This window comes from Streptomyces sp. B8-7 (assembly GCF_058833805.1).
The window spans coordinates 417,799-442,013 of sequence record NZ_JBYRRL010000005.1 but is presented as its reverse complement, the minus strand read 5'-3'; the positions used below and the strand labels follow the sequence as shown (position 1 = coordinate 442,013).

The following is a 24,215-nucleotide window of genomic DNA, read 5'->3' as shown; positions in this document are numbered from 1 at the left end:
GAGAGCTCCCAGTGACCATCGCGCCAGCAGACCCGGCCTCAGCCGTCCGGACCGACGAGGACGCCCCCGGAACAGCCTTGCTGCGGACCCTCACCGAGCTGACCGCGGACCTCCCCGACGCCGACCCCGGCCGGGTCGCCGCCGCCGCGCTGCGCGGCCGTTCGGCCCAGGCCGACGAGGCGGAGCTGCGCGAGCTGGCCACCGAGGCCGCCGCCGGGCTCATCTCCGAGGACCCCGCCTACTCCCGGCTGGCCGCCCGGCTGCTGACCCTCTCCATCCGCGCGGAGGCCGCTTCCCAGGGCGTCACCCGCTTCACCGGGTCCGTCGCCGTCGGGCACCGCGAGGGCCTCATCGCCGACCGCACCGCGGAGTTCGCGCGGCTGCACGGCGCCCGGCTGGACGCCCTGGTCGACACCGGCGCCGACGACCGCTTCGGCTACTTCGGCCTGCGCACCCTGCACTCCCGCTACCTGCTCCGGCACCCGATCACCCGGCGGGTCGTCGAGACGCCCCAGCACTTCCTGCTGCGGGTGGCGTGCGGTCTCGCCGAGGACGACACACCCCGCTCGGTCGACGAGGTCGCCGCGCTCTACCGGCTGATGAGCCGTCTGGACTACCTGCCGTCCTCGCCCACCCTGTTCAACTCCGGCACGCGGCACCCGCAGATGTCGTCCTGCTACCTGCTCGACTCCCCCCTCGACGAGCTGGACTCCATCTACGACCGCTACCACCAGGTCGCCCGCCTCTCCAAGCACGCCGGCGGCATCGGGCTGTCGTACTCCCGGATCCGCAGCCGCGGTTCGCTGATCCGCGGGACCAACGGGCACTCCAACGGCATCGTGCCGTTCCTGAAGACCCTGGACGCCTCGGTCGCCGCCGTGAACCAGGGCGGCCGCCGCAAGGGTGCCGCCGCGGTCTACCTGGAGACCTGGCACTCCGACATCGAGGAGTTCCTGGAGCTGCGCGACAACACGGGCGAGGACGCCCGCCGTACGCACAACCTGAACCTCGCGCACTGGATCCCCGACGAGTTCATGCGGCGGGTGAACGCCGACCAGGACTGGTCGCTGTTCTCCCCCGCCGACGTGCCCGAACTGGTCGACCTGTGGGGCGAGGAGTTCGACGCCGCCTACCGGCGCGCCGAGGCGGCCGGCCTGGCCCGCAGGACGATCCCGGCCCGCGAGCTGTACGGCCGGATGATGCGCACCCTGGCGCAGACCGGCAACGGCTGGATGACCTTCAAGGACGCCGCCAACCGCACCGCGAACCAGACGGCCGAGCCCGGCCACACGGTCCACTCCTCCAACCTCTGCACGGAGATCCTGGAGGTCACCGACGACGGCGAGACCGCGGTCTGCAACCTGGGCTCGGTGAACCTCGGCGCGTTCGTCCGGGACGGCGGCATCGACTGGGAGCGCCTCGACAGCACCGTCCGCACGGCCGTCACCTTCCTCGACCGGGTCGTCGACATCAACTTCTACCCGACCGAGCAGGCGGGCCGTTCCAACGCCCGCTGGCGCCCGGTGGGCCTCGGCGCGATGGGCCTGCAGGACGTGTTCTTCAAGCTGCGCCTGCCGTTCGACTCGCCCGAGGCGCGCGCGCTGTCCACCCGGATCGCCGAGCGCATCATGCTCGCCGCCTACGAGGCCTCCGCGGACCTCGCCGAGCGCAACGGGGCGCTGCCCGCCTGGGAGAAGACCCGGACCGCCCGCGGGGTGCTGCACCCCGACCACTACGACGCGGAGTTCACCTGGCCGGAGCGCTGGGCGGCGCTGCGCGAGCGGATCGCCCGGGTCGGTATGCGCAACTCGCTGCTGCTGGCGATCGCGCCCACCGCGACCATCGCCTCCATCGCGGGCGTGTACGAGTGCATCGAGCCGCAGGTGTCGAACCTGTTCAAGCGCGAGACGCTGTCCGGCGAGTTCCTCCAGGTCAACTCCTACCTGGTGCAGGATCTGAAGGACCTCGGCGTGTGGGACGCCCGCACCCGCGAGGCGCTGCGGGAGGCCAGCGGCTCGGTGCAGGGCTTCGCGTGGATCCCCGAGGACGTGCGGGCGCTGTACCGCACGGCGTGGGAGATCCCGCAGCGCGGCCTGATCGACATGGCGGCGGCCCGCACCCCGTTCCTGGACCAGGCCCAGTCCCTGAACCTGTTCCTGGAGACGCCGACGATCGGCAAGCTCTCCTCGATGTACGCGTACGCCTGGAAGTCCGGGCTGAAGACGACGTACTACCTGCGCTCGCGCCCCGCGACGAGGATCGCGCGCGCCGCGCAGGCCACCGTCCCCGTCCAGCAGGCGGCCCCGGCCGAGGACGTCGCCTGCTCCCTTGAGAACCCCGAGTCCTGCGAGGCCTGCCAGTGATGTCCACCGACCCGACCCCCCACCAGCCGTCCGCCGCGACGGCAGCCGGAAGCGAGGCCGGCGGCGCGCGGGCCCCCCGCCTGCTGGACCCGGGCTTCGAGCTGACGCTGCGCCCGATGCGCTACCCGGACTTCTACGAGCGCTACCGGGACGCCATCAAGAACACCTGGACCGTCGAGGAGGTGGACCTGCACTCGGACGTCGCGGACCTGGCGAAGCTGACGCCCGAGGAGCAGCACCTCATCGGCCGGCTGGTGGCCTTCTTCGCCACGGGTGACTCGATCGTGGCGAACAACCTGGTGCTCACGCTGTACAAGCACATCAACTCCCCCGAGGCGCGCCTGTACCTGTCCAGGCAGCTGTTCGAGGAGGCGGTGCACGTCCAGTTCTATCTGACGCTGCTGGACACCTACCTGCCCGACCCGGAGGACCGTGCGGCCGCCTTCGCCGCGGTGGAGAACATCCCCTCCATCCGGGAGAAGGCCGGGTTCTGCTTCAAGTGGATCAACGAGGTCGAGAAGCTCGACCGGCTGGAGTCCCGGGCCGACCGGCGCCGCTTCCTGCTGAACCTCATCTGCTTCGCGGCGTGCATCGAGGGCCTGTTCTTCTACGGCGCCTTCGCGTACGTCTACTGGTTCCGCAGCCGGGGCCTGCTGCACGGTCTGGCGACCGGCACCAACTGGGTGTTCCGCGACGAGACCATGCACATGAGCTTCGCGTTCGAGGTGGTGGACACCGTCCGCAAGGAAGAGCCGGAGCTGTTCGACGACGCGCTGCAGCAGCAGGTCACCGACATGCTGAAGGAGGCGGTCGCGGCCGAGCTCCAGTTCGCCCGCGACCTGTGCGGCGACGGACTGCCCGGGATGAACACCGAGTCCATGCGGCAGTACCTGGAGTGCGTCGCCGACCAGCGGCTGACCCGGCTGGGCTTCGCGCCGGTCTACGGTTCGGAGAACCCGTTCTCCTTCATGGAGCTCCAGGGAGTTCAGGAGCTGACCAACTTCTTCGAGAGGCGTGCCTCGGCGTACCAGGTGGCGGTGGAGGGCACTGTCGACCTGGACGAGGACTTCTGACCCTCGGCCTGCTTGATCAGACGGTCGATCCGGCGCTCGTGGGCTGCTCCCACGAGCGCCGGACCTGCGACGACGAGGAAGAGGACGACGACTGCGAGGTATGCGACGAGTGCGTTCATGCCTTCAGTCTCCAGCGCGGCGACCCTCCCTCCCAGTGGCAGGACTGCCGCACACCCTCGAATTACTGCCAGCCTTGGGGCACACTGGCGGCATGCTGCCGCGCCGCCCCGGAGGACCCTCCCCCGGATCCCGGTCCCACGGGGTCGTCCCCTGCGGGACGGGTGCGGCCGGGCGCGGCGGGCTGACGAGGTGAGTCGTGCTGAGCAACGTGGCCGTCGTCCTGCTCGACGGCGTGCATCCCTTCGAACTGGGCGTGGTCTGCGAGGTGTTCGGCCTCGACCGCAGCGACCAGGGGCTCCCGGTGTACGACTTCGCGGTCGTCTCCGCCGAGGGCCCCTCGCTGACCACGCACGTCCCCGGGTTCACCGTCTCCACGCCCCACGGCCTGGACCGGCTCGACGAGGCCGACCTGGTGGTGGTGCCCGCCGGGAACGACTACCTGGCCCGCACCTGGCCGCCCGCGCTGCTCGACGCCCTGGTGCGGGCGGTGGAGCGGGGCTCCCGGGTGCTCAGTGTGTGCTCCGGGGTGTTCGTGCTGGGCGCCGCGGGACTGCTGGACGGGCGGCGCTGTGCGGCGCACTGGCTGCACGTGGCCGAGCTCGCCCAGCGCCACCCGCTGGCGGTGGTCGAACCCGATGTGCTGTACGTCGACGAGGACCCGGTGTTCACCTCGGCCGGCACGGCCGCCGGCATCGACGCCTGTCTGCACATCGTGCGCAAGGAGGCCGGCACCGAGGTCGCCAACACCATCGCCCGCCGGATGGTCGTGCCCCCGCACCGCGACGGGGGCCAGGCGCAGTACGTGGAGCGCCCGCTGCCCGCCGCACCGTGCGACACCGTCGGCGAGGTGCTCGCCTGGATGGACCGCAACCTCCACGAGGAGGTCACCGTCGAGCAGCTCGCCGCCCACGCCCACATGTCTCCGCGCACCTTCGCCCGCCGCTTCCAGCAGGAGACCGGGACGACCCCCTACCGGTGGATCCTGCGCCAGCGGGTGCTGCAGGCCCAGCGGCTGCTGGAGGCGACGGACGAGACGGTCGACGCCATCGCCGGACGCACCGGGTTCGGCACCGCGGCCGCCCTGCGCCACCAGTTCGTGCGGGCGCTGGGAACCACGCCGAACGCCTACCGGCGCACCTTCCGCGGTCCCGGGGCGGCCGCCTGAGCGGCGGCCGGGCTCAGCGCGGCACGGCACGCACCAGCAGCCGTCCGGGACGAAGGGTGATGCCGACCCGGGTGGCGTCGTCGGATCCGGCCACCTGCTCCAGCCGGAACCGCGCGGCCAGGGCCGCGGTGACCAGGGTCAGCTGGGCCATCGAGAAGTGGTCGCTCGGGCACTTCCGATTGCCCACACTGAACGGGCTCATCGCGTATTTCGGCACGTCCTGAGCGCGTTCCGGAAGCCAGCGGTCGGGGTCGAACTCCAGGTTCCGGGCGTACGAACGGGGGTCGCGCTGGATGGCGTACGGGCTGTAGACGATGTCGGCCCCGGCCGGAATGCGATACCCGCCGAGTTCGGTGGCGGTGACCGCGCGGCGGGTCAATATCCACACCGCGGGCCGCAATCGCATCGCCTCCACGACCACATTGTTGGTGTGGCCGAGCCTGCGGACGTCCTCGAATGCCACGGGCCGCCCGCCACCGGTCACGGATTCAACCTCCGCACACACACGGTCCGCGTGCTCGGGGTGTTCGGCGAGTACGTGCAGCAGCCACATGATCGTGGAGGCCACGGTTTCACTGCCGGGGGTGAGTATGGCGACGACCTGGTCGTGGATCTCCTGTTCCCCGATGGGGTCGCCATTGTCGTCCTTCGCCTCCAGCAATGCCGTCAGCAAATCGTCCGGCCTTTGCCCGGACGCCCGCCGCTCGGCGACGATCTCGTCGACGAGGAGATGCAGATCGGCCAGGGCGCGGTTGAAGGCCCGGTTCCCGGGCAGCGGCAGCCGGTACAGCGGCCCGAGCGGCACCACCATCCGCCGGTACATGCCCCGGAAGACGACGGCGAGCGCGGCGCTGAGCCGCTCGGCGCGCTCGTCCATGAACTCGCCGCGCAGCAGGCAGCGGGCCGCGATGCGCACCGCCACCCGGAAGGACTCCGCGGTGCAGTCGACGGTCCCGCCGGTCCAAAAGCGTTCGACGAGTGCGTGCGCCTCCTCCTCCATGACCGGGCCGTAGCCGGGGATCGCGTCCAGCCGGAACGCGGGCTGGACGGTGCGCCGCTGGCGCCGGTGGCGGGAGCCGTTGGCGGTGGCCACGCCCTCCTTGCCGAGCAGGCCCTCCAGGGACTCCCAGAGCGGGCCGTCGATCTTGAAGTCGGGGCTGAGAGCGAGCGCCCCGGTCAGTTCCGGGGTGGTGACGGCGTACACCGTCTTGGGGCCGAGCCGGAGCCGGACGACATCGCCGTGCTCCCGCAGCCGGGACATGAAGCTCAGTGGGTCGCGGGCCAGTTTCCAGCCGTGGCCGAGCAGCGGGACGCGGCCCTGGGCCAGGGGCGGCTCACGCAGTGCGGGTGCGTCGGTCCGCTCGGGACGGACGGACTCTGCGGTCATTTCTCACCTGCCGACTCGTTGTTGACGTACGGGGGTGTGGCGCGGTCGTCCCAGCTGTCGACCCGGTAGCGGCCGGACTCGTGGTGGAACCAGTACACGGAACTGAACCAGTTCCGCATGTTCCCCACGCAGGCGCGCACGGCAGCGCTCAGCTCCTTTCCCCGGAGGGTTCCGTCGGACAGGACGTCGGCGAACCGCAGCGCTTCCTGTTCGACCACGAGGAATTCGCCGACGCAGTCCTCCACGCGCCGCCGCAGATCCGCGACAGCTTCCTCCAGCGTCATTCCCTCATGGGCTATGAGACTGATTCCGAGATTGTGGACCTCGTCCCCGGCTATCTCCTTGGGGAGCGAGCACAGGTCGTTGTACCAGGCGGCGAACTCCTGGCTGAGCAGGGCGGCCCGGCGGAATGCCGGGTGTTTCCGTACGGCGTCCTGGAGTTCCACCTGCGCGCTCGGTTCCAGGAGGTCGGTCCAGATCCAGTGCGCGAACGTGAGCCGGCGCAGCGCCAGGTATTCCTCGACCGTGGGGACGACTCCCGCGGTGCGGTTGTGGAATTCCCGGTCGTACGCCTCGATCACCGCGTGGAAGTGCCGTGCGAAGCGGGCGTTCCACTGGGTCGAGAGGAAGGAGTAGAGCCGCCGTACACCGTCGGCGAAGCCCGCGACCAGGGGATCGGGGTGGAGCAGGTGCGCCGCCGGTGAGTCCAGCGCACGGTGCAGCAGCCGGCGCAGCCGCTCCCAGCGGGCGGCCCGGCCGTGGACGATGTCACGGTCGTGCCGGTCGTCCCAGACGAAGAACCATGCGCTGAAGTCCGCTATCGCCTGCATGACCTCCTCGGGGGCGCCGATGTAGTACCCGGCCATCAGGTCCGTGTAGCAAAGACCGTCGGCATATTCGGCGACCTTGTCGGCGGGCATGAGCCGTTTTTCCAGCAGCCAGGTCCGTGTGTTCTCCTGGAGCCGGGGCCAATAGGGGTGCAGCTGCCGGGGAAACGCCGTCTCGATCACCGGCAGAGAGAGTGACGGTGGGACCGCGACCGTGGTGGTCGATGTGGTGCCGTGTGGGAATGAGGACACGAACAAACCCCTCTCAGCCGACCCTGTACGCACGCCCTCCGGCCGTGCCGGGCGTGCGCCGTTGCGTATCCCCGCACTCCCCATTCAGCACCACAACTGACCGCTCTGGGAACGGATTTGCTCCATTCACTACCCCGGCATGCCGTGAAGCACCCCTTGTGTGACTGTTGTGGAGCGTCGGCGGATGCTATGAGATCGAACGGGTGGCGGAGGGCAGAACGGGCGCCCGTCGGAGAGCGGCCCGGAGGGACCCGCCACGGGTCGCCGGACGACCTCCGCCCGAGGCACACCGACCAGGGCGGGACCCGCCTCAGGCGCACCGGGCCCGAACGGCCCCGCCGGGCGCGCGCACGAGCGGCGCCCGTCCCGGGAGTCCGGCTCCGGGACGGGCGCCGCTCGTCAACGGCGCGGGATGCGCTCAGTCGTTCGCCACGACGGGGTAGCGGGGCTCGTTCTCGGCCATCTGCCGCAGCGCGTCCTTGCGGTCGCGCTTGGACAGCCGGTCGATGTACAGGTAGCCGAACAGGTGGTCCGTCTCGTGCTGGAGGCAGCGGGAGAAGTAGCCCGTGCCGCGCACCTTGATCGGGTTGCCGTACTCGTCCTGCCCGGTCACCTCGGCGTAGTCGGGGCGGGCCAGCGGCATGTACGCCGTCGGCACCGACAGGCAGCCCTCGTTGCTGTCGTCCAGCCGGCGCCGGTCGGCGGGCAGCTCGACCAGCCGCGGGTTGCAGACCACGCCGACGTGGCGCGCGCCCTCGTCGTCCGGGCAGTCGTACACGAAGACCTTGCGGTCCACACCGATCTGGTTGGCGGCCAGCCCCACGCCCTCCGCGGTGCGCTGGCTGGCGAACATGTCCGCGATCAGCTGCCGCAGTTCGTCGTCGAACTCGGTGACGTCCCGGCACTCCTTGTGCAGCACCGGGTTGCCGACCACGGTGATCGGCCGCGAGGTCCCGGCCGCACGCCAGGCGCTCTCCCGCTGCTCGGCGTCCTCGGTGTCGACGACGAAGCCGTCGTCGTCGACGGGGAGCACGCCCGCGTGCTGCTGATCGGTGTCCTGCTGGGCCATGACCGACGTATGCCTTCCTGAAAGCCGGGGACCCGGGACCAGGGCCCGGGGATCCGGGGAAACCGGGGAACCTGGGACTCGGAGAACCGGGCAACCGGGGAACCGGGGAACCGGAGAGAAATCGACGGGTACAGCCTAAAGGTGCCGCGGGAGACGGTCAGCAGACCTCTTCGAGGTCCCGCCAGTCCCTGGTGTCGGGGCTGTCCGCCACCCAGCCGTCCAGCAGGCCCCGCACCAGCGAGGCCGGGGCGGCCACCCCGCACTCCCGCTCGGGCACCCACAGCTGCCCGTCCGTCCGGTGCCCCAGCGGCCCCGGATGCCCCGGCTCGCTGTGGTCGTGCGGGTCGAGGTGCTCGCCGTCGCCCTCGTCGGCCGGCATCCGCGACTCCGAGCACATCCGGCACAGCAGCCGCACCGAGGACGACCAGTCCTCCGCGGCGAACCCGGCGTCGGCGGCGAGCTGCTCCAGGGCGTCCCGGTCCGCCTCGGCCGCCGCCTCCAGCAGCACCACCCAGGTCGGCACCGGGGAGGGCGCCCACAGCTCGATCTCGTCGAAGACGGGGTAGGCGGGTCCGGCGGACGTGGTCCGCTCTCCGTGCGGCACTCCGTCGTGCAGCACGACCTCGCCCCAGCGGCGCCCCGAGGACGGCAGCGGGATGGACAGCACCTCGATCCGGGCCGGGTCCAGCCTGCGCCCCCACACGACCTCGGCCTCGCCCTCCGGCGACAGCCGCACCGCGGCGCTGCCCAGGTCCATGCCCACGGGCTCCCCGGCGGCCGCGCCCGAGGAGGCCCTCGGCGGCGCGGTGCCCCCGGGTACGTGCAGCCCGTACGCCTGCCAGGCGCGGCGGGCCAGCGGCCAGTCCTGCAGGGCGGTCGCGGCGATGCCCACGTTCCACCAGTCGGGTGCCCCGGTGTCCCGGTCGAGCAGCGCGACCGCACGCAGCCCCGCCGTGCGGGCCTGCTCCCAGTCGTGCCGGAACTTGTGCAGCAGGGCCAGGTTGAACCAGGACTCCGACAGCCACGGCTCCAGGTCGGCGGCGCGTGTGAGCAGTGCTCCCGCGTCCTCGTAGCGGCCGTCGCCGATCAGGGTGAACGCTCGGTCCGTGGCCTGCCGCCAGGAGGCGGAGGGCCGGTGCCGTCCCTTGCCGAAGATCCTCACTATTCCCGCCTGCCAGTTCCGTGGTGTGGGCTGGCCAGTGCCCCCGGACACTCTCTCTCCTTCGCATCCAACCACGTGGGGACGGAAGGGCGCTCATTACCCATGGGTTACCCAGCCGCGGGCAGGGTCAGACACCCCGCGGCGGCTGCCGGAGCCGGGCCGGGACAGCACCCGGGCCAGTGCCTCCACGGCCTCCGGCGCGTACTCCCCGGCCGTGCCCAGCCGCAGCTCCTCCAGGGCCCTCAGCGGCCCGTCCGGTCCGGCGTCCCGCACCTTCTCCTCGTAGGCGTTCACCACGCGCACCACGCGGGCGGCGGGCGGCTGCTCCCGGTAGGGGTCGGCCTGGCGTTCGACGACCACGGCGACCGCGGCGGCCGCCCCCGTCCGCCGTACGACGGCCCCGCCGAGCAGGGCGATCCGCCGCTGCTCGGCGGCGGGGAGGCGGGAGGTGGCGCCGGCCTCGACCGGGTCGACCAGGCTGAGCTGCCCGATGTCGTGCATCAGGGCGGCGTGCTCCAGCACGGTCAGCTCCGGCCCGGACAGTCCCAGGTCGCGGCCCACGGCGAGGCTGAGCTCGGCGACCCGCAGGGCGTGCCCGGCCGGGGTGTACCCGGCGATCTCGGTGGCGCGGGCCAGGCAGGCGACGGTCTGCCGGTACGTCGCGCGGACGGCGGCGTACCGGCGCAGCGACAGCTGGGTGAGCAGCAGCGGCACGCTGAACACGGGCAGCGCCCACAGGCCGACGACGGCCACGGCGAGCGCGGTCACCACGCCGGTGGCGACCACCGCGGAGCCGATGCCGGGCACGGCCCGCAGCTCGTCGCGGAGCAGCGGGCCGAACGGCCGGCGGGTGCGGCAGTGGGCGAGTACGGCGGCGAGCAGCCCGTCGCACAGCGCGGTCAGCGCGAGCAGCCCGACCAGCAGCCCGGCGTACGCCGGACCGCTCCAGCTCTCGAACACGCCCTGGTGGGACAGGGGCTGGAAGCAGGCCGCGGCGAAGGCGGCGGTGAGCACCCGCCGGGCGAGGTGGTCGGCGGTGGACCCGTCGCCGCGGGCGGTGTGCGGGATGCTGCCGAGCAGGGCGGCGGTCAGCACGACGGTGACGACCTGGGGGACGCCGTGCCCGGTGGGCTGTCCGGCGTCGGCGCCCAGCAGCGCGTAGGCCAGTGATCCGGCGGCGCCCAGCGGTGCGGCCTCCCGGACCTGCGCCCCGGTCCACCGGGCGAGTTCGCCGAGCGCGATCAGCACGCCGAAGGCGAGGGCGGCGGGCCGGCCGTCGAGCCCGGTGCCGGCGGTGGCGGCGAGGCAGCCGGCGGCCAGCACGGCGGCGCCGCCGTGCACCGGGAGCAGCGGGAGCGGGGGGCGGCGGCCGCTCACCGGTGCGCCCCGGTGCGGCCGTCGGCCGGGGGGCGGGGCGGGGGCGGGCCGGGTTCGTCCGCCGTGACCGCCGGGTGCCAGCCGTCCCGGCGCAGCGCCCGCACCAGGGCGGCGACCATCCGGGGGTCGAACTGGCTGCCGGCGCACCGCTGGAGCTCCGCCAGGGCCGCCTCGACGGACCGGGCACGCCGGTAGGAGCGCGTGGAGGTCATCGCGTCGAAGGCGTCGGCGACGGCGACGACCCGGGCGGGTTCGGGGATCTGGCCGCCGGCCAGCCCGTAGGGGTAGCCGCTGCCGTCGAGGCGTTCGTGGTGGTGCAGCACGGCGGCCCGCGCCTCCCCGAGGAAGGAGATGCCCCGTACGATCTCGTGGCCGTACTCGGGGTGCAGTTCGATCACCCGCCGCTCCTGGGGGGTGAGCGGTCCGTCCTTGCGGAGCAGCCGGGTGGGCACGCCGAGCTTGCCGACGTCGTGCAGGATGCCGGCGAACCGGAGCAGCTCCACGCGCCGGCCGTCCATGCCCAGTTCGCGCGCGATCAGCAGGGACGCCTGGCCGACGCGTTCGCTGTGGCCGCGGGTGTAGCGGTCCTTGAGGTCGACGGCCTGCACGAGGGCGCGGACGGTGGCCTGGTGGGCGGCGTGCTCGCGGTGGTACTGGGCGAACGCCCACCAGGACACGCACATCGGCAGCAGCACCAGCAGCGCGGTGACCGGCCCGTAGGGGCTGCGCCACAGCACGGCCATCATCAGTCCGGCCAGGCCGTGCACCGCGAGGGGGGCCAGGGAGCGCAGGAACGGGCCGTGCCAGGCCCGCAGCAGCGGAACGCTCCCCCACCGGTGCGGCGGTGCTTCCCCGGCCAGGGCGCGGATGCCGCCGTCCAGCACGGTGAGCACCAGGCCGAAGACGAGCACCGCGGCCCCGGCGGGCGGCAGCGCGTGCGGGAGGTCGGCGCCGGCCACGGCGTCCCGGCCGCCGAGCGCCCAGAAGGTGCGGGCGGCGGCCCACACGGCGAGGGCGAGCTGGGCGGCCCGCCAGACGCGGCGCAGCGCCGCGGGCCGCCGGCCGGCGGGGGCGAGCAGTGCTCCCGGTACGGCGGCGAGCGCGGCGGCGGGCGGCGGCAGCAGGAACGCCGCGGCGAGCAGGACGGGGTAGAAGGTGCCGGCGGCCCGGCGGCGGGCGAGACGGCCGGCTGCCGCGTGCAGCCCTGCGAGGAGGGCCACCGCCCACCAGGGGGCCCGCACGGCGGGCAGCGGGAGAAGGCAGCACAGGACGGCGAGGGCGGCGCCGGCGACGTACCCGCGTGCCCGCCCGGGCGTCGCCTCCATGCGTCCCTCCCCGGGGCGTGACCCTGTCTGTCCAGGCTCCGGAGCCTAGGACGGGGAGGGCGGGCCGGGGCCGGGAGCCGCTCCCGTTGGCACGTTCGGGTGACGGCCGGCGTGTGCGGGAGGCCCGGCGCGCCCGTGCGGCGGGCGCGAGCGGAGGGAGCGCCGAGGGAGCGGAGGGAGCGCCGAGGGAGCGGAGGGAGCGCCGAGGGAGCGCCGAGGGAGCGCCGAGGGACGCGGCGGAAGCCTCAGGACTCCTGCGGGGCGGCCGTGACGTCGTGCTCGGGGACGGACTGCCCGGAGCGGATCAGGTCGAGCCGTCCCATCACCTTGGCGCGCAGGTCGGTGGGCACGTCGTCATGGCCGCAGCACCGCTTGACCAGCTTCTTGACGGCCTCTTCGAGGCCGTACTTCTCCAGGCACGGCGAGCATTCCCGGAAGTGCTGCTTGAACTTGTCGCGGTCGACGTCCGGCATCTCGCTGTCGAGGAACTCGTACAGGTGGTCGAGGACCTCACTGCAGTCCGTCTCGTGCGGCTCTCCGCAGCTCATGAGCCCGAGCCTTTCGCTTCGTCCGACTCTCCGGCGCCCGCCGGTACCAGCCCGCGCTCACGGGCGTAGTCCTCCAGCATGCCGCGCAGTTGACGGCGGCCCCGGTGCAGCCGGGACATCACCGTACCGATGGGTGTCCCCATGATGTCCGCGATCTCCTTGTACGCAAAGCCCTCGACGTCCGCGAGGTAGACGGCGATACGGAACTCCTCGGGGATCGCCTGCAGCGCCTCCTTGACGTCCGAGTCGGGCAGGTGGTCCAGTGCCTGCGACTCGGCGGAGCGCAGCCCCGTCGACATGTGCGACTCGGCACGCGCGAGCTGCCAGTCCTCGATCTCCTCGGCCGCGCTGCGCTGCGGCTCGCGCTGCTTCTTGCGGTACGAGTTGATGAAGGTGTTGGTGAGGATGCGGTACAGCCACGCCTTGAGGTTGGTGCCCTCGCGGAACTGGTGGAAGGACGCGTACGCCTTGGCGTAGGTCTCCTGCACCAGGTCCTCGGCGTCGGCCGGGTTGCGCGTCATGCGCAGCGCGGCCGAGTACATCTGGTCGAGGAACGCGAGCGCGTCCCGCTCGAAGCGCGCGCTGCGCGCGTCGGCCGACTCCGTGCCGGTGTCCGCGCCCATGCCCTGGCCCTCGGGCAGCTCCGCCTGGCCGTTGTCGGTCCCTGCGTCGGTCCCAGTGACCGGACCCACCTCCTCAAGATCCCGGGCGGAACCGAGTCCGGTCCCACTCGAATCGGAGGATAGAGCACGACCGGTGTCCGCCGCCGCCCGGACAGGCGCGGTCGCGGCCGTGTGCAGCACCGTCCACTCCAGGTCAGCGCGGCCGCCGCGGCCCGGGTCCGACTCTGCCGGGCGCGGCCCGTCCACGGACTGGTGGCGGGAGACGGGCGGGCAATAGGTCGAACCCATGCGTCGGTCTTCCTCTCCTACGACAGTGACGGGTGCGCCGTGTCCCGGCGCCCCTGTCCGGCTCAACAGAGGCACACCGCCGTGCATTCCCGGCGCGGTCCGGGCCGGGACCCGCCCCCACCCGGCGGCCGGCCGCGCCGGGGCGACCGCACCCGCCCCACCCGGCGGCCCTCCGCGCTCCGGGGCGCGCAGCGCTCGGCGACCCGCCGCACCCGCCCGGCTCAGCGGCCGGCCGCGCCCAGTGACCGGGTCCACCCCGTGACGGCCCCGGTGACCGCGGCGAGGGCGTCCGCCTGGGTGACCGGCGCACGCCGGGGCACGGCGAGCCCGTGGTCCGCGTACGCGACCTCGACGAGTTCGTAGGGGCCCGCGGGGAACTCGTCCGGCCGGCCGAAGGGGTCCCTGCCGCCCTGGACGACGAGCGTGGGCACGCCCGCGCCGAGGAGTTCCTCCGCGCGGGACTTCTCGGGCCGGCCGGGCGGGTGCAGCGGGAAGCTCAGCGCGAGCACGGCGGCCGCGCCGAGTTCCGTCGCCGTGCGGCAGGCGACGCGGGCTCCGGCGGACCGGCCGCCGGCGACGACGGGCGGGCCGGGCCGGGTCAGCGCGGGCCAGACGCCCCGCCAGCCCGCGTCCAGGGTCCGCGGGGCGGGGGCGACCTTCCGGCCGGCCACCCGCCAGGGCTGCTCGACGAGGGCGACGCTCACCCCGTGCGCGGGCAGGGTGTGGGCCAGTGCCCGCAGATCGCGGGCCTCGATCCCGCCGCCCGCGCCGTGGCCGAGGGCGAGGATCAGACGGGCCCGCTCGGCGCGGTGCCAGGTGATGCGGGCGTCCCCCGCGCCGGTGCCGACGGTCTCGGTGGTCGTGTCCGAATCGGTGCTCACGTCAGAAGAGTGTGCCCTCTTCGGGTCCCTCCAGCTCCTTCAGCAGCTCCGGGCCGTTGTTGCGGACGCTGCTGACGGCGGTGGTCACCGGATAGGCGCGCAGCAGCCCGGCCGGCGGCGGCGCGAGCAGCTCACGCAGCGCACCGGGATCGGTGCGGGCGGGGTCCAGCCAGGCGTCCCAGCGGTCCGGGGTGAGCATCAGCGGCATGCGCGGGTGGATGTCGGCGAGCGCGTGCGGGCCGTCGGCGGGGGCGACGGCCAGCGGGTCCGTCTCGGCCTCGGTGGTGATCACCGAGCAGGTCACCCACCAGGCCTGGGGGTGCTCGTCGGGCAGGGTACGGTCGCGCCAGAACTCGTAGAGCCCGGCCATGGCGAACACCGAGCCGTCCGCCGGGAGCACGAAGTACGGCTGCTTGCGGGGGCGCTTCCTCCTCCCCTCGACCTCCAGGTCGCGCTCCTCCTTGCCGGTGACCCACTCGTAGTAGCCGTCGGCGGGCAGGATGCAGCGCCGGGCGGCGAAGGCGCGGCGATAGGCGGGCTTCTCGTGCACCGTCTCGGCCCGCGCATTGATCATCCGGGCCCCGCCCTCGGGCGTCCGGGCCCAGGACGGCACGAGTCCCCACCTCAGTCTGCGCAGCTGGCGAACCGGGCGGGGGTCGGCGGCGTCCTTCAGGGGGCGGTCCAGAACGGCGTAGACCTCCTTGGTCGGCGCCACGTTGTAGTCGGGCTCCAGGGTCTCCCCGGGCTCCCACTTCTCGATCCCGAAGACTCCCGCGAGATCCTCGGGCCCACGACTGGCCGCGTACCGTCCGCACATACGTGCCACACTGCCAGACTCCGCGCGAGGACAGGGAGCGACCCGGGAACATGGACAGCAGCACAGCGACCTCCGTGTGGCACGAACTCGTCGGCACGCAGTCCGACCCGGACCTGTGGGTGGTGATCGCGACGCTCGCCGCCGCGGTCGCGGTGGTCGTGCCGTCCGGCGTGTGGCGCGTCGCCCGCAACGCGATCACCATCGCCCACGAGGGCGGCCACGGCCTGGTCGCCCTGCTCACCGGGCGCACCCTGACCGGGATACGCCTGCACTCCGACACCAGCGGCCTCACCGTCAGCCGCGGCAAGCCGTACGGCCTCGGCATGATCCTCACCGCGGCCGCCGGCTACACCGCGCCCGCGCTGCTCGGCCTCGGCGGAGCGGCGCTGCTGGCCGGCGGCCGGATCACCCTGCTGCTGTGGCTGGCGACAGCGCTGCTGCTGGCGATGCTGGTGATGATCCGGAACGCGTACGGGGTGCTCACCGTGTTCGTGACCGGCGGCACGTTCCTGCTGGTGTCCTGGCTCGCCGGGCCCCAGGTGCAGGCGGCGTTCGCCTACGCGGTGGTGTGGTTCCTGCTGCTGGGCGGCGTACGGCCCGGCTTCGAGCTCCAGGCCAAGCGCCGCCGGGGCGGCGCGGGCGACTCCGACGCGGACCAGCTGGCCCGCCTGACGAACGCCCCGGCCTGGCTGTGGCTGTTCCTCTTCCACGCGGTGTCGCTGTGCTCGCTGATAGGCGGCGGGCGGTGGCTGCTGGGGCTGTGACCGGCCGGAAAGGGTGACGGGCGCGGCACCCGGTCGCGACGGCCGCGCCGGGAGCCCGTTCCCGCACCCGGCGCGCGGCCGGGGCGGCACCGCACCCGAACGACGGCCCACCGGCGAATCCGCGGCCCTCCGTCCTTATAAAGTGGGTCCCATGGCCCCGAACCCCGCCGCACCCACCGCCCTCTGGCCCGCCCCCCACGCGAGCGGAGCCGTCGACGCGACGGTCCACGTGCCGGGGTCCAAGTCGGTCACCAACCGCGCCCTCGTCCTCGCTGCCCTCGCCAGCGAGCCCGGCTGGCTGCGCCGCCCGCTGCGCTCCCGCGACACCCTGCTGATGGCGGGCGCCCTGCGCGCCCTGGGTGTCGGCATCGAGGAGGGGGTCGGCCCGGCCGGCACCGGCGAGTTCTGGCAGGTCATCCCTGCCGCGCTGCACGGCCCGGCCACCGTCGACGTCGGCAACGCCGGCACCGTCATGCGGTTCCTGCCGCCGGTCGCCGCGCTGGCCGACGGACCCATCCGCTTCGACGGCGACCCCCGCTCCCACGAGCGCCCGCTGCACGGCGTCATCGACGCCCTGCGGGTCCTCGGTGCCCGCATCGACGACGACGGGCGCGGCGCGCTGCCGCTCACCGTGCACGGCAGCGGCGCCCTGGACGGCGGCCCCGTGCAGGTCGACGCGTCCTCCTCGTCGCAGTTCGTCAGCGCCCTGCTGCTGTCCGCGCCCCGTTTCAACCAGGGCGTGGAGGTCCGCCACACCGGCGCCACGCTGCCGTCGATGCCGCACATCCGGATGACGGTGGACATGCTCCGCGCGGTCGGCGCGCAGGTGGACACGCCCGAGTCCGGCGGCGAGCGCAACGTCTGGCGGGTCACGCCGGGCGCGCTGCTCGGCCGCGACCTGGTGATCGAGCCGGACCTGTCCAACGCCCAGCCGTTCCTCGCGGCGGCCCTGGTGACCGGCGGCAAGGTGCTGATCCCGGACTGGCCGGCCCGCACCACCCAGCCGGGTGACCGGCTGCGCGAGATCTTCACCGAGATGGGCGGTTCCTGCGAGCTGACCGAGTACGGGCTGGTGTTCACCGGTTCGGGTGCCGTGCACGGCATCGACGTGGACCTCGGCGAGGTCGGCGAGCTGACCCCGGGCATCGCGGCGGTCGCGGCGCTCGCGGACTCCCCCTCCACTCTGCGCGGCGTGGCCCACCTGCGGCTGCACGAGACGGACCGGCTGGCCGCCCTCACCAAGGAGATCAACGATCTCGGCGGCGACGTCGCCGAGACCGCCGACGGCCTGCACATCCGACCCCGCCGACTGCACGCCGGCATCTTCCACACCTACGAGGACCACCGGATGGCGACCGCCGGCGCGATCATCGGCCTGGCGGTGCCGGGCGTGCAGATCGAGAACGTCGCGACCACGGCGAAGACCCTGCCGGACTTCCCCGACCTGTGGACCGGGATGCTCGGGGCGTAGGGACCCGGGGAAGCACCATGCGCCGCTACGGCAAGCACACCGACGAGGACGACATCCGCCAGCGTCCCAACCGCAAGGGCAACCGGCCCCGGACCAGCATCCGGCCCAAGCACGAGGACGCCGCCGAGGGCATGGTCCTCACCGTCGACCGGGGCCGCCTGACCTGCCTGGTCGACGACCACCCGGTGGTCGCCATGAAGGCCCGCGAGCTGGGCCGCAAGGCCGCGGTGGTCGGTGACCGGGTCGCCCTGGTCGGGGACCTGTCCGGCCGCAAGGACACGCTCGCGCGGATCGTGCGCATCGAGGAGCGCGGTTCCGTGCTGCGCCGCACCGCGGACGACGACGACCCCTACGAGCGGGTGGTCGTGGCCAACGCCGACCAGCTCGCCATCGTCACCGCCCTCGCCGACCCCGAGCCGCGCCCCCGGCTGATCGACCGCTGCCTCGTGGCCGCGTACGACGGCGGCCTCAGCCCGCTGCTGGTGATGACCAAGTCCGACCTCGCGCCGCCCGACCAGCTGCTGGAGCTGTACGGTGCGCTCGACATCCCCTACGTCGTGACCAGCCGCGAGGAACTGGAGCGCGGCGACGCGGCCGACCGCGTCCGGGAGCACCTCACCGGCAAGGCCACGGCGTTCGTGGGGCACTCCGGCGTCGGCAAGACGACCCTGGTCAACGCGCTCGTACCGAAGGACCGCCGGCGGGTGACCGGGCACGTGAACGCGGTGACCGGCCGCGGCCGCCACACCACGACCTCCGCCCTGGCGCTGCCCCTGTCCGACGGCGAGGACACCGGCTGGGTGATCGACACTCCCGGTGTCCGGTCCTTCGGGCTGGCGCACATCGACCCGTCCCGGGTCATCCACGCCTTCCCCGACCTGCAGCCGGGCACCGCGGGCTGCCCGCGGGCGTGCAGCCACGACGAACCGGACTGCGCGCTGGACGCCTGGGTGACGGAGGGCCACGCCGACCCGGCACGGCTGTACTCGCTGCGCCGGCTGCTCGCCACCCGGGAACGCAGGGAAGGCGACTGAGCCGGACCGCCTCTCCGGGCGGCCTCTCCGGGCGGCCTCCCCGGGACGGCTCCCGGGTCCGGCTCCGGGGCTCGGCTCCGGGGCTCGGTGTCCCGGTGCGGGCTCCCGGGTCCGGCATCCCGGTCCGGCTTCCGTGCGAGTCCCGCGTTGTTTGCCCCGCCCCAGGTCCGGTAAGGGCATAATCGCAAAAGGCCGAATCCCAAGAGCGAGTAAAGCCCGGGATCGGGCCGCCGGTCCGGCCGGCGTGCCCGGTGGCCGGCCCGGCGAGCGGTCACCGAGCGTGGAGTGACGGGAGGAACAGCACATGGCGTGGCTGCTGGTCATCGTGGCGGGGCTGCTCGAAACCGGCTTCGCCGTCTCCCTGAAGCTCTCCCACGGCTTCACCCGGCTCTGGCCGACCGTCGCCTTCGCCGTCTTCGCGCTCGGCAGCTTCGGTCTGCTCACGCTGTCCCTGCGCAAGCTGGACGTGGGCCCGGCGTACGCGGTGTGGACGGGCATCGGGGCGGCGGGCACGGCGATCTACGGCATGGCCTTCCTGGGCGACGTGGTGTCCACGCTGAAGATCGTGTCGATCAGCCTGGTCGTCGCCGGAGTCATCGGACTTCAGCTCTCCGGCTCCACACACTGAGCCGCGACGGCCGGGCGGCCGCGCCCCCGCGGCCCGCGCCCCGGGGGGCACCCTGCGAGCCGGAGCACGGGCGGGCGGGGCGGACGGCGGGCCGGGGCCGGACCCGACGGTCGACGACCTGTCGCGTGCGCCCGGCACACGCCGCCCGACGGATGCCGCCCGGCGGACGCCGCCCGAATCGCAGCCCGGCCCAACACCGCCCGACATGACACCGCCCGACGCGCACCGACCGAAGACGCGGCCCGCCCGGCCGACGAGGCGCCCGGCCGGCGTGCACGGGCCGGGGCGGGAGCGGAGAACGGCCTGCCTCAGGGCACCGCCGAGCACACCGCTCCCGTGCGGATCACGACGCCGGGCCCGGCCGCAGGGCCTCGCGCATGAGGTCGGCGACGCCGCCCTCGGCGGGCGGCGCGGCGACACAGGACAGGGCGAGCCGGACCGCGACCTCGCAGGAGCGGGTCAGCTCGGCGGTCCGCTGCCCGCCGCCCCGCCCGCCCGGGCCGGACAGCGAGGCGACGGCGCGGTCGCGCACCAGCACCACGAGGTCGCCCGGCGACGGCAGCGGGCCGTCCACACGGCGCTGCGCGGGGGCTCCGGCCGTGGACGGCACGGCCGCCAGCGCAGGCGCCGGAAGCCGCTCGCTCCAGCAGCCGGTGAGCAGGGCCCGCACGAGCACGTTGTCCCGGGCGGTCGCGGTGGTCCACTCGGCGGCCGCGGTCAGCTTCCCGAGCCTGTCCGGGCACGTGGCGAGCACCTGGTCGACACCGGCGAGATAGCCGTCGGCCGCGCGCCGCACCAACGCCCTGGCCAGGCCCTCCTTGCTGCCGAACTCGTTGTAGAGGGTCTGCCGGGACACCCCGGCGACGGCCGCCACGTCCACCATCCGCACGGCGGACCAGGCCCGCAGCGCCAGCGCCGAGAAAGCGGCGTCCAGCAGAGATTCCCGCGCCGTCGGCATCGTCGCCTCCCGGGGTCCCCATGGCTCTGGGCCCAGATTTGACGCGCCCGGGGGCACTGTCAAGGGGTGCGCGGCGGCATGCCGGGGCGCGCCCGGCCGGTCCGCATCCCGGTCGCGGTGGCCCCGCCCCGGCCGGGCCGGATACGGTTCCCTCCATGCCCGACTACCTCGACGATCTCCGCCTCGCCCATGTCCTCGCGGACGCGGCAGACGCGGCGACGATGGACCGATTCAAGGCGCTCGACCTGAAGGTGGAGACCAAGCCGGACATGACGCCGGTCAGCGAGGCGGACAGGGCGGCCGAGGAGCTGATCCGCGGTCAGTTGCAGCGCGCCCGCCCGAGGGACGCGGTGCTCGGCGAGGAGTACGGCATCGAGGGCACCGGACCGCGCCGCTGGGTGGTCGACCCCATCGACGGCACCAAGAACTACGTCCGCGGGGTCCCCGTGTGGGCGACGCTCATCGCGCTGATGGAGGCGGGCGAGGGCGGCTACCACCCGGTCGTCGGGCTCGTCTCCGCGCCCGCGCTCGGCCGCCGGTGGTGGGCGGCGAAGGGCCACGGCGCGTTCACCGGGCGCGGCCTGACCTCGGCCGAGCGCATCCACGTCTCCGGGGTGTCCCGGCTCGCCGACGCCTCCTTCGCCTACTCCTCGCTGTCCGGCTGGGAGGAGCGGGGCGTCCTCGACGGGTTCCTGGACCTCGGCCGCGCGGTGTGGCGTACCCGCGCGTACGGCGACTTCTGGCCGTACATGATGGTCGCCGAGGGGTCGGTCGACCTGTGCGCGGAGCCGGAGCTGTCGCTCTGGGACATGGCGGCCCCCGCGATCGTGGTGACCGAGGCGGGCGGCGCGTTCACCGGCCTGGACGGGCGACCGGGCCCGCACAGCGGCAACGCGGCCGCGTCGAACGGCCTGCTCCACGACGACCTGCTGAGGTACCTCGGCGGCCGCGGCTGAGGCCCGGTCCGGCGCCGCACGGGGGGCGGGACGGCGCGGGGCGGGACGGCGCGGGGCGGGGGGCTCGGTGCAGGGCGGGCGGTGCTCCTCCGGGGCCGGGCCCGGACGCGGAGGCGCCTGGCGGCGTTCCGGGGCAGAGGTACCGCCGTCCGGGCGGTGAAGGGTTGCGCGCGATCACCAGACGGCGTGCGGCGGCATCTCACACGCCCTCAGACGGCCGCGCGCGCCCTCTTGTTGACCTGTTCTTGACCTGCCACTCTGAAGTCCCCCCACTTGTGAACTTGTGAAAGCAAGAACAAAGGGGGGCCGGACCCTCCAGGAGGTGGCTTCAGCCCATGCTCGTCCGTGACGCCATGAGCACGATGGTCCTCACCATCGGCCCCGACCACACCCTTCGCCAGGCCGCCGCCCTCATGTCCGCCCGCCGGGTGGGCGCGGCCGTGGTCCTCGACCCCGACGCCGGCGGCATCGGCATCCTCACCGAACGCGACATCCTCGACTCCGTCGGCCTCGGCCAGAACCTCGACAGCGAACGCGCCCAGGACCACATCACCACCGACGTCGTCTTCGCGGCGCCGTCCTGGACGCTGGAGGAGGCCGCCCGCACCATGGCGCGCGGCGGCTTCCGGCATCTGATCGTGCTCGACGAGGGCGGACCGGCCGGCATCGTCTCGGTCCGCGACATCATCCGCTGCTGGGCACCGGCACGGCAGCAGGTGCCCGTCTGACCGGCACGCCGGCCCCCGCCCCGTGGAGACGGGGGCCGGACCCCGGCGGGGTCCGGCCCGCGGCCGCACACCGGGCCGCCCCCCGGCGGCCCGGAACCCCGGCGGACCGGCGCGGCCCGGCGGCGGCCCGGCGGCGGGCCGGCCCGGCCCGGCTCAGCCGCGCAGGGCCTGGACGGCGGCCTTCAGCCGTCGTCCGAAGTCCTCGTCCGCACGGCGGAAGTTGCCGACCGCCCGCGCGACGATGTCCTCGCGCGAGACGCCGGCCATCGCCCCGGCCAGGTTGGCGACCAGGCGCTCCTTCTCGTCCTCGGCCATCAGCCGGTAGAGGGCGCCCGCCTGCGCGAAGTCGTCGTCCTCGGCGTGCACGGGGGCCGGATGACCGCCGGTGGCCCCGTCGACGGCCACGGGCTGCCACAGCGCACGGCCGGTCTGCTGCGGACCGCCGAAGCTGTTCGGCTCGTAGTTCCTGGCGCCGCCGTGCCGCCCGTCGTACAGGTGGCCGTCGCGGGAGTGGGTGCGCGCCTCGGTGGCGTGCGGACGGTTCACGGGCAGACGGTCGGCGTTGATGCCGACGCGGTAGCGGTGCGCGTCGCCGTACGCGAACAGCCGCCCCTGGAGCATCTTGTCGGGCGAGGGACCGATACCGGGCACGAAGTGGGCGGGGCTGAAGACGCTCTGCTCGACCTCGGCGAAGACGTTCTGCGGGTTGCGGTTCAGCTCCAGGCGGCCGATCTCGACGGGCGGGTAGTCCTCGTGCGGCCACACCTTGGTGAGGTCGAACGGGTTGAAGCGGTACGTCGCCGCGTCCGCCGCCGGCATGATCTGCACCTGCACGGTCCAGCTGGGGAACTCACCGCGCTCGACGGCCTCGCGCAGGTCGCGCTGGTGCGAGTCGGGGTCCCTGCCCGCGAGGACCTCGGCCTGCCCCGCGGTCAGGTTCCGGATGCCCTGGTCGGTCTTGAAGTGGTACTTGACCCAGAAGACCTCACCCCGCTCGTTGTTCCACTGGAAGGTGTGCGACCCGTACCCGTTCATGTGGCGGTACGACGCCGGGATGCCGCGGTCGCCGAACAGCCAGGTCACCTGGTGGGTCGACTCGGGGCTCAGGCTCCAGAAGTCCCAGACGTTGTCGGGCTCCTGGCTGCCCGTGTACGGGTCGCGCTTCTGGGTGTGGATGAAGTCGGGGAACTTCACGGCGTCCTTGATGAAGAACACCGGCGTGTTGTTGCCGACGAGGTCGTAGTTGCCCTCCTCGGTGTAGAACTTCAGCGCGAAGCCGCGCGGGTCGCGGACCGCGTCCGGGGAGCCGAGGTTGCCGGCCACCGTCGAGAACCGCAGGAAGACCTCCGTCTCCTTGCCGGCCTCGGAGAGGAACGCGGCGCGCGTGTACGGCGTGACGTCCGCGGTGACGGTGAACGTGCCGTACGCCCCGGCGCCGCGGGCGTGCACCACCCGCTCGGGGATGCGCTCGCGGTTGAAGTGGGCCAGCTTCTCCAGCAGCAGCTGGTCCTGCACCAGGACCGGCCCGCCCGCGCCGGCCGTCTCGCTGTTCTGGTTGTCGGCCACCGGGGCACCGGCCTCGGTCGTCAGCGGTAGCTGGGTCACGTGTCTCTCCTGCGCTCTGTTCCTGCTTGTCCTGTCCCTTGGCCAAAGCCGTCTCCGATCCTACATTGGACTTAATCCAAATCAAGCTGATCTCTAAATCAACACCGGGTCGGGACCTGGTCCCCTTAGCTGTTAGGCTGGTGCCATGAGCGACCTTCTTGAACGGCTGCGCGGACGCGGATGGCGGATGACCGCGCAGCGTCGCGTCGTGGCCGAGGTCCTGGACGGCGAGCACGTCCATCTGACGGCCGACGAGGTCCACACGCGCGCGGTGGCCAAGCTGCCGGAGATCTCCCGGGCGACCGTCTACAACACGCTGGGCGAGCTGGTCTCCCTCGGCGAGGTGCTGGAGGTCTCGACGGACCGGCGCGCCAAGCGGTACGACCCCAACGCGCACCGCCCCCACCATCACCTGGTGTGTGCCCGGTGCGGCGCCATCCGCGACGTCCGCCCGTCCGGCGATCCGCTCGCCGACCTGCCCGACTCGGAGCGCTTCGGCTTCGCCGTCTCGGACGTCGAGGTCACCTACCGGGGCGTCTGCCCCGACTGCGCGAAGGCCTGAACGAAGAAGACACCGGGGGCAGCCCGGTCGCCGCGGGCCCCGGTCCTTGCAGCGGGGCCCGGGGTCCTTGCAGACGGGCCCGGGGTCGGGGCTCTGCGCGAAACGGCCGAGGGCCGGAATCCTTGCGGATCCCGGCCCTCGGCCGTGCAGTAGCGGGGACAGGATTTGAACCTGCGACCTCTGGGTTATGAGCCCAGCGAGCTACCGAGCTGCTCCACCCCGCGTCGGTGAA

General features: G+C 73.4%; 22 protein-coding genes and 1 tRNA gene. 10 read left to right on the top strand and 13 right to left on the bottom strand.

Translation table 11 applies throughout. The annotated features are described in order from the left end of the window. Positions 1-11 precede the first annotated feature (11 nt). From AC5K6T_RS26145 to AC5K6T_RS26135, 3 genes are all read left to right on the top strand, one after another. Positions 12-2,363 carry a ribonucleoside-diphosphate reductase subunit alpha gene (locus tag AC5K6T_RS26145; protein ID WP_493212770.1) on the top strand — a complete coding sequence of 784 codons (2,352 nt, stop codon included), beginning with the start codon at positions 12-14 and terminating at the stop codon, positions 2,361-2,363. Between the two features lie 116 nt (positions 2,364-2,479). Continuing rightward, positions 2,480-3,436 (top strand): ribonucleotide-diphosphate reductase subunit beta, encoded by a 957-nt coding sequence (locus AC5K6T_RS26140; protein ID WP_493213473.1) that lies wholly within the window; start codon positions 2,480-2,482, stop codon positions 3,434-3,436. Positions 3,437-3,752: 316 nt separating this feature from the next. Beyond that, the gene (locus AC5K6T_RS26135; protein WP_493212768.1) at positions 3,753-4,721 is read left to right on the top strand and encodes a GlxA family transcriptional regulator; all 969 of its coding nucleotides are present in this window, start codon (positions 3,753-3,755) and stop codon (positions 4,719-4,721) included. 13 nt (positions 4,722-4,734) lie between these two features. On the opposite strand, the gene AC5K6T_RS26130 is transcribed toward AC5K6T_RS26135, so the two are convergent. From AC5K6T_RS26130 to AC5K6T_RS26085, 10 genes are all read right to left on the bottom strand, one after another. Beyond that, the gene (locus AC5K6T_RS26130) at positions 4,735-6,108 is read right to left on the bottom strand and encodes a bifunctional albaflavenone monooxygenase/terpene synthase (protein ID WP_493212766.1); all 1,374 of its coding nucleotides are present in this window, start codon (positions 6,106-6,108) and stop codon (positions 4,735-4,737) included. Beyond that, positions 6,105-7,187, bottom strand: coding sequence for an epi-isozizaene synthase (cyc1, locus tag AC5K6T_RS26125; protein WP_493212764.1), 1,083 nt, complete (start codon positions 7,185-7,187; stop codon positions 6,105-6,107). The genes AC5K6T_RS26130 and cyc1 overlap by 4 nt, the downstream gene beginning before the upstream one ends. A gap of 418 nt (positions 7,188-7,605) precedes the next feature. Further along, on the bottom strand, positions 7,606-8,256 hold the full coding sequence (def, locus tag AC5K6T_RS26120) for a peptide deformylase (protein WP_493212763.1): 651 nt from the start codon (positions 8,254-8,256) through the stop codon (positions 7,606-7,608). Between the two features lie 157 nt (positions 8,257-8,413). Then, the gene (locus AC5K6T_RS26115) at positions 8,414-9,418 is read right to left on the bottom strand and encodes a tetratricopeptide repeat protein (RefSeq protein ID WP_493212761.1); all 1,005 of its coding nucleotides are present in this window, start codon (positions 9,416-9,418) and stop codon (positions 8,414-8,416) included. A 96-nt stretch (positions 9,419-9,514) separates the two neighbouring features. Then, a complete protein-coding gene (locus AC5K6T_RS26110) occupies positions 9,515-10,795 on the bottom strand; it encodes an HD-GYP domain-containing protein (protein WP_493212759.1) in 1,281 nt (426 codons plus the stop codon). Continuing rightward, entirely contained in the window at positions 10,792-12,120 is a 1,329-nt protein-coding gene (locus tag AC5K6T_RS26105; protein ID WP_493212758.1) for an HD-GYP domain-containing protein, read from the bottom strand. Before AC5K6T_RS26105 ends, AC5K6T_RS26110 begins: the two co-directional genes overlap by 4 nt. A gap of 245 nt (positions 12,121-12,365) precedes the next feature. After that, a complete protein-coding gene (rsrA, locus tag AC5K6T_RS26100) occupies positions 12,366-12,668 on the bottom strand; it encodes a mycothiol system anti-sigma-R factor (RefSeq protein WP_493212756.1) in 303 nt (100 codons plus the stop codon). Beyond that, the gene (locus tag AC5K6T_RS26095) at positions 12,665-13,360 is read right to left on the bottom strand and encodes a sigma-70 family RNA polymerase sigma factor (RefSeq protein ID WP_493212754.1); all 696 of its coding nucleotides are present in this window, start codon (positions 13,358-13,360) and stop codon (positions 12,665-12,667) included. The genes rsrA and AC5K6T_RS26095 overlap by 4 nt, the downstream gene beginning before the upstream one ends. Positions 13,361-13,800: 440 nt before the next feature. After that, positions 13,801-14,460, bottom strand: a complete 660-nt coding sequence (locus tag AC5K6T_RS26090; protein WP_493212752.1) for an alpha/beta hydrolase family protein — start codon at positions 14,458-14,460, stop codon at positions 13,801-13,803. Between the two features lies 1 nt (position 14,461). After that, positions 14,462-15,277, bottom strand: a complete 816-nt coding sequence (locus AC5K6T_RS26085; protein ID WP_493212750.1) for an SOS response-associated peptidase — start codon at positions 15,275-15,277, stop codon at positions 14,462-14,464. A gap of 50 nt (positions 15,278-15,327) precedes the next feature. On the opposite strand from AC5K6T_RS26085, the gene AC5K6T_RS26080 reads away from it, so the two are divergent. The 4 genes from AC5K6T_RS26080 (at position 15,328) to AC5K6T_RS26065 (ending at position 19,174) form a co-directional block, all read left to right on the top strand. Continuing rightward, on the top strand, positions 15,328-16,041 hold the full coding sequence (locus AC5K6T_RS26080; protein WP_493212748.1) for a M50 family metallopeptidase: 714 nt from the start codon (positions 15,328-15,330) through the stop codon (positions 16,039-16,041). A gap of 151 nt (positions 16,042-16,192) precedes the next feature. Next, complete coding sequence (gene aroA / locus AC5K6T_RS26075) at positions 16,193-17,512, top strand: 3-phosphoshikimate 1-carboxyvinyltransferase (protein ID WP_493212746.1); 1,320 nt, start codon at positions 16,193-16,195, stop codon at positions 17,510-17,512. Positions 17,513-17,529: 17 nt separating this feature from the next. Continuing rightward, entirely contained in the window at positions 17,530-18,546 is a 1,017-nt protein-coding gene (rsgA, locus tag AC5K6T_RS26070) for a ribosome small subunit-dependent GTPase A (RefSeq protein WP_493212744.1), read from the top strand. Between the two features lie 304 nt (positions 18,547-18,850). Then, the gene (locus AC5K6T_RS26065) at positions 18,851-19,174 is read left to right on the top strand and encodes a DMT family transporter (RefSeq protein WP_493212743.1); all 324 of its coding nucleotides are present in this window, start codon (positions 18,851-18,853) and stop codon (positions 19,172-19,174) included. Between the two features lie 343 nt (positions 19,175-19,517). On the opposite strand, the gene AC5K6T_RS26060 is transcribed toward AC5K6T_RS26065, so the two are convergent. Continuing rightward, positions 19,518-20,132 carry a TetR/AcrR family transcriptional regulator gene (locus tag AC5K6T_RS26060; RefSeq protein ID WP_493212741.1) on the bottom strand — a complete coding sequence of 205 codons (615 nt, stop codon included), beginning with the start codon at positions 20,130-20,132 and terminating at the stop codon, positions 19,518-19,520. Positions 20,133-20,287: 155 nt separating this feature from the next. On the opposite strand from AC5K6T_RS26060, the gene hisN reads away from it, so the two are divergent. Further along, the gene (hisN, locus tag AC5K6T_RS26055) at positions 20,288-21,088 is read left to right on the top strand and encodes a histidinol-phosphatase (RefSeq protein WP_493212739.1); all 801 of its coding nucleotides are present in this window, start codon (positions 20,288-20,290) and stop codon (positions 21,086-21,088) included. A 335-nt stretch (positions 21,089-21,423) separates the two neighbouring features. Further along, positions 21,424-21,816 (top strand): CBS domain-containing protein, encoded by a 393-nt coding sequence (locus AC5K6T_RS26050; protein ID WP_493212738.1) that lies wholly within the window; start codon positions 21,424-21,426, stop codon positions 21,814-21,816. Positions 21,817-21,969: 153 nt separating this feature from the next. Here AC5K6T_RS26050 and AC5K6T_RS26045 read toward each other — a convergent pair whose 3' ends face one another. Beyond that, on the bottom strand, positions 21,970-23,421 hold the full coding sequence (locus tag AC5K6T_RS26045; protein ID WP_493212737.1) for a catalase: 1,452 nt from the start codon (positions 23,419-23,421) through the stop codon (positions 21,970-21,972). A gap of 145 nt (positions 23,422-23,566) precedes the next feature. Between AC5K6T_RS26045 and AC5K6T_RS26040 the strand changes: the two genes are divergently transcribed. After that, the gene (locus AC5K6T_RS26040; protein WP_493212735.1) at positions 23,567-23,983 is read left to right on the top strand and encodes a Fur family transcriptional regulator; all 417 of its coding nucleotides are present in this window, start codon (positions 23,567-23,569) and stop codon (positions 23,981-23,983) included. Positions 23,984-24,133: 150 nt separating this feature from the next. Here the strand turns inward: AC5K6T_RS26040 and AC5K6T_RS26035 are convergent. Continuing rightward, positions 24,134-24,207 (bottom strand) — tRNA-Met (locus AC5K6T_RS26035). Positions 24,208-24,215 lie beyond the last annotated feature (8 nt).

Bases quoted from the DNA above. Each gene is read 5' to 3' on its own strand.
- AC5K6T_RS26085 (WP_493212750.1), bottom strand. From the start codon at position 15,277: ATGTGCGGACGGTACGCGGCCAGTCGTGGGCCCGAGGATCTCGCGGGA.
- AC5K6T_RS26065 (WP_493212743.1), top strand. From the start codon at position 18,851: ATGGCGTGGCTGCTGGTCATCGTGGCGGGGCTGCTCGAAACCGGCTTC.
- AC5K6T_RS26130 (WP_493212766.1), bottom strand. From the start codon at position 6,108: ATGACCGCAGAGTCCGTCCGTCCCGAGCGGACCGACGCACCCGCACTG.
- AC5K6T_RS26040 (WP_493212735.1), top strand. From the start codon at position 23,567: ATGAGCGACCTTCTTGAACGGCTGCGCGGACGCGGATGGCGGATGACC.
- AC5K6T_RS26140 (WP_493213473.1), top strand. From the start codon at position 2,480: ATGCGCTACCCGGACTTCTACGAGCGCTACCGGGACGCCATCAAGAAC.
- AC5K6T_RS26080 (WP_493212748.1), top strand. From the start codon at position 15,328: ATGGACAGCAGCACAGCGACCTCCGTGTGGCACGAACTCGTCGGCACG.
- rsgA (WP_493212744.1), top strand. From the start codon at position 17,530: ATGCGCCGCTACGGCAAGCACACCGACGAGGACGACATCCGCCAGCGT.
- AC5K6T_RS26105 (WP_493212758.1), bottom strand. From the start codon at position 12,120: ATGGAGGCGACGCCCGGGCGGGCACGCGGGTACGTCGCCGGCGCCGCC.
- def (WP_493212763.1), bottom strand. From the start codon at position 8,256: ATGGCCCAGCAGGACACCGATCAGCAGCACGCGGGCGTGCTCCCCGTC.
- AC5K6T_RS26060 (WP_493212741.1), bottom strand. From the start codon at position 20,132: ATGCCGACGGCGCGGGAATCTCTGCTGGACGCCGCTTTCTCGGCGCTG.
- rsrA (WP_493212756.1), bottom strand. From the start codon at position 12,668: ATGAGCTGCGGAGAGCCGCACGAGACGGACTGCAGTGAGGTCCTCGAC.
- hisN (WP_493212739.1), top strand. From the start codon at position 20,288: ATGCCCGACTACCTCGACGATCTCCGCCTCGCCCATGTCCTCGCGGAC.
- aroA (WP_493212746.1), top strand. From the start codon at position 16,193: ATGGCCCCGAACCCCGCCGCACCCACCGCCCTCTGGCCCGCCCCCCAC.
- AC5K6T_RS26050 (WP_493212738.1), top strand. From the start codon at position 21,424: ATGCTCGTCCGTGACGCCATGAGCACGATGGTCCTCACCATCGGCCCC.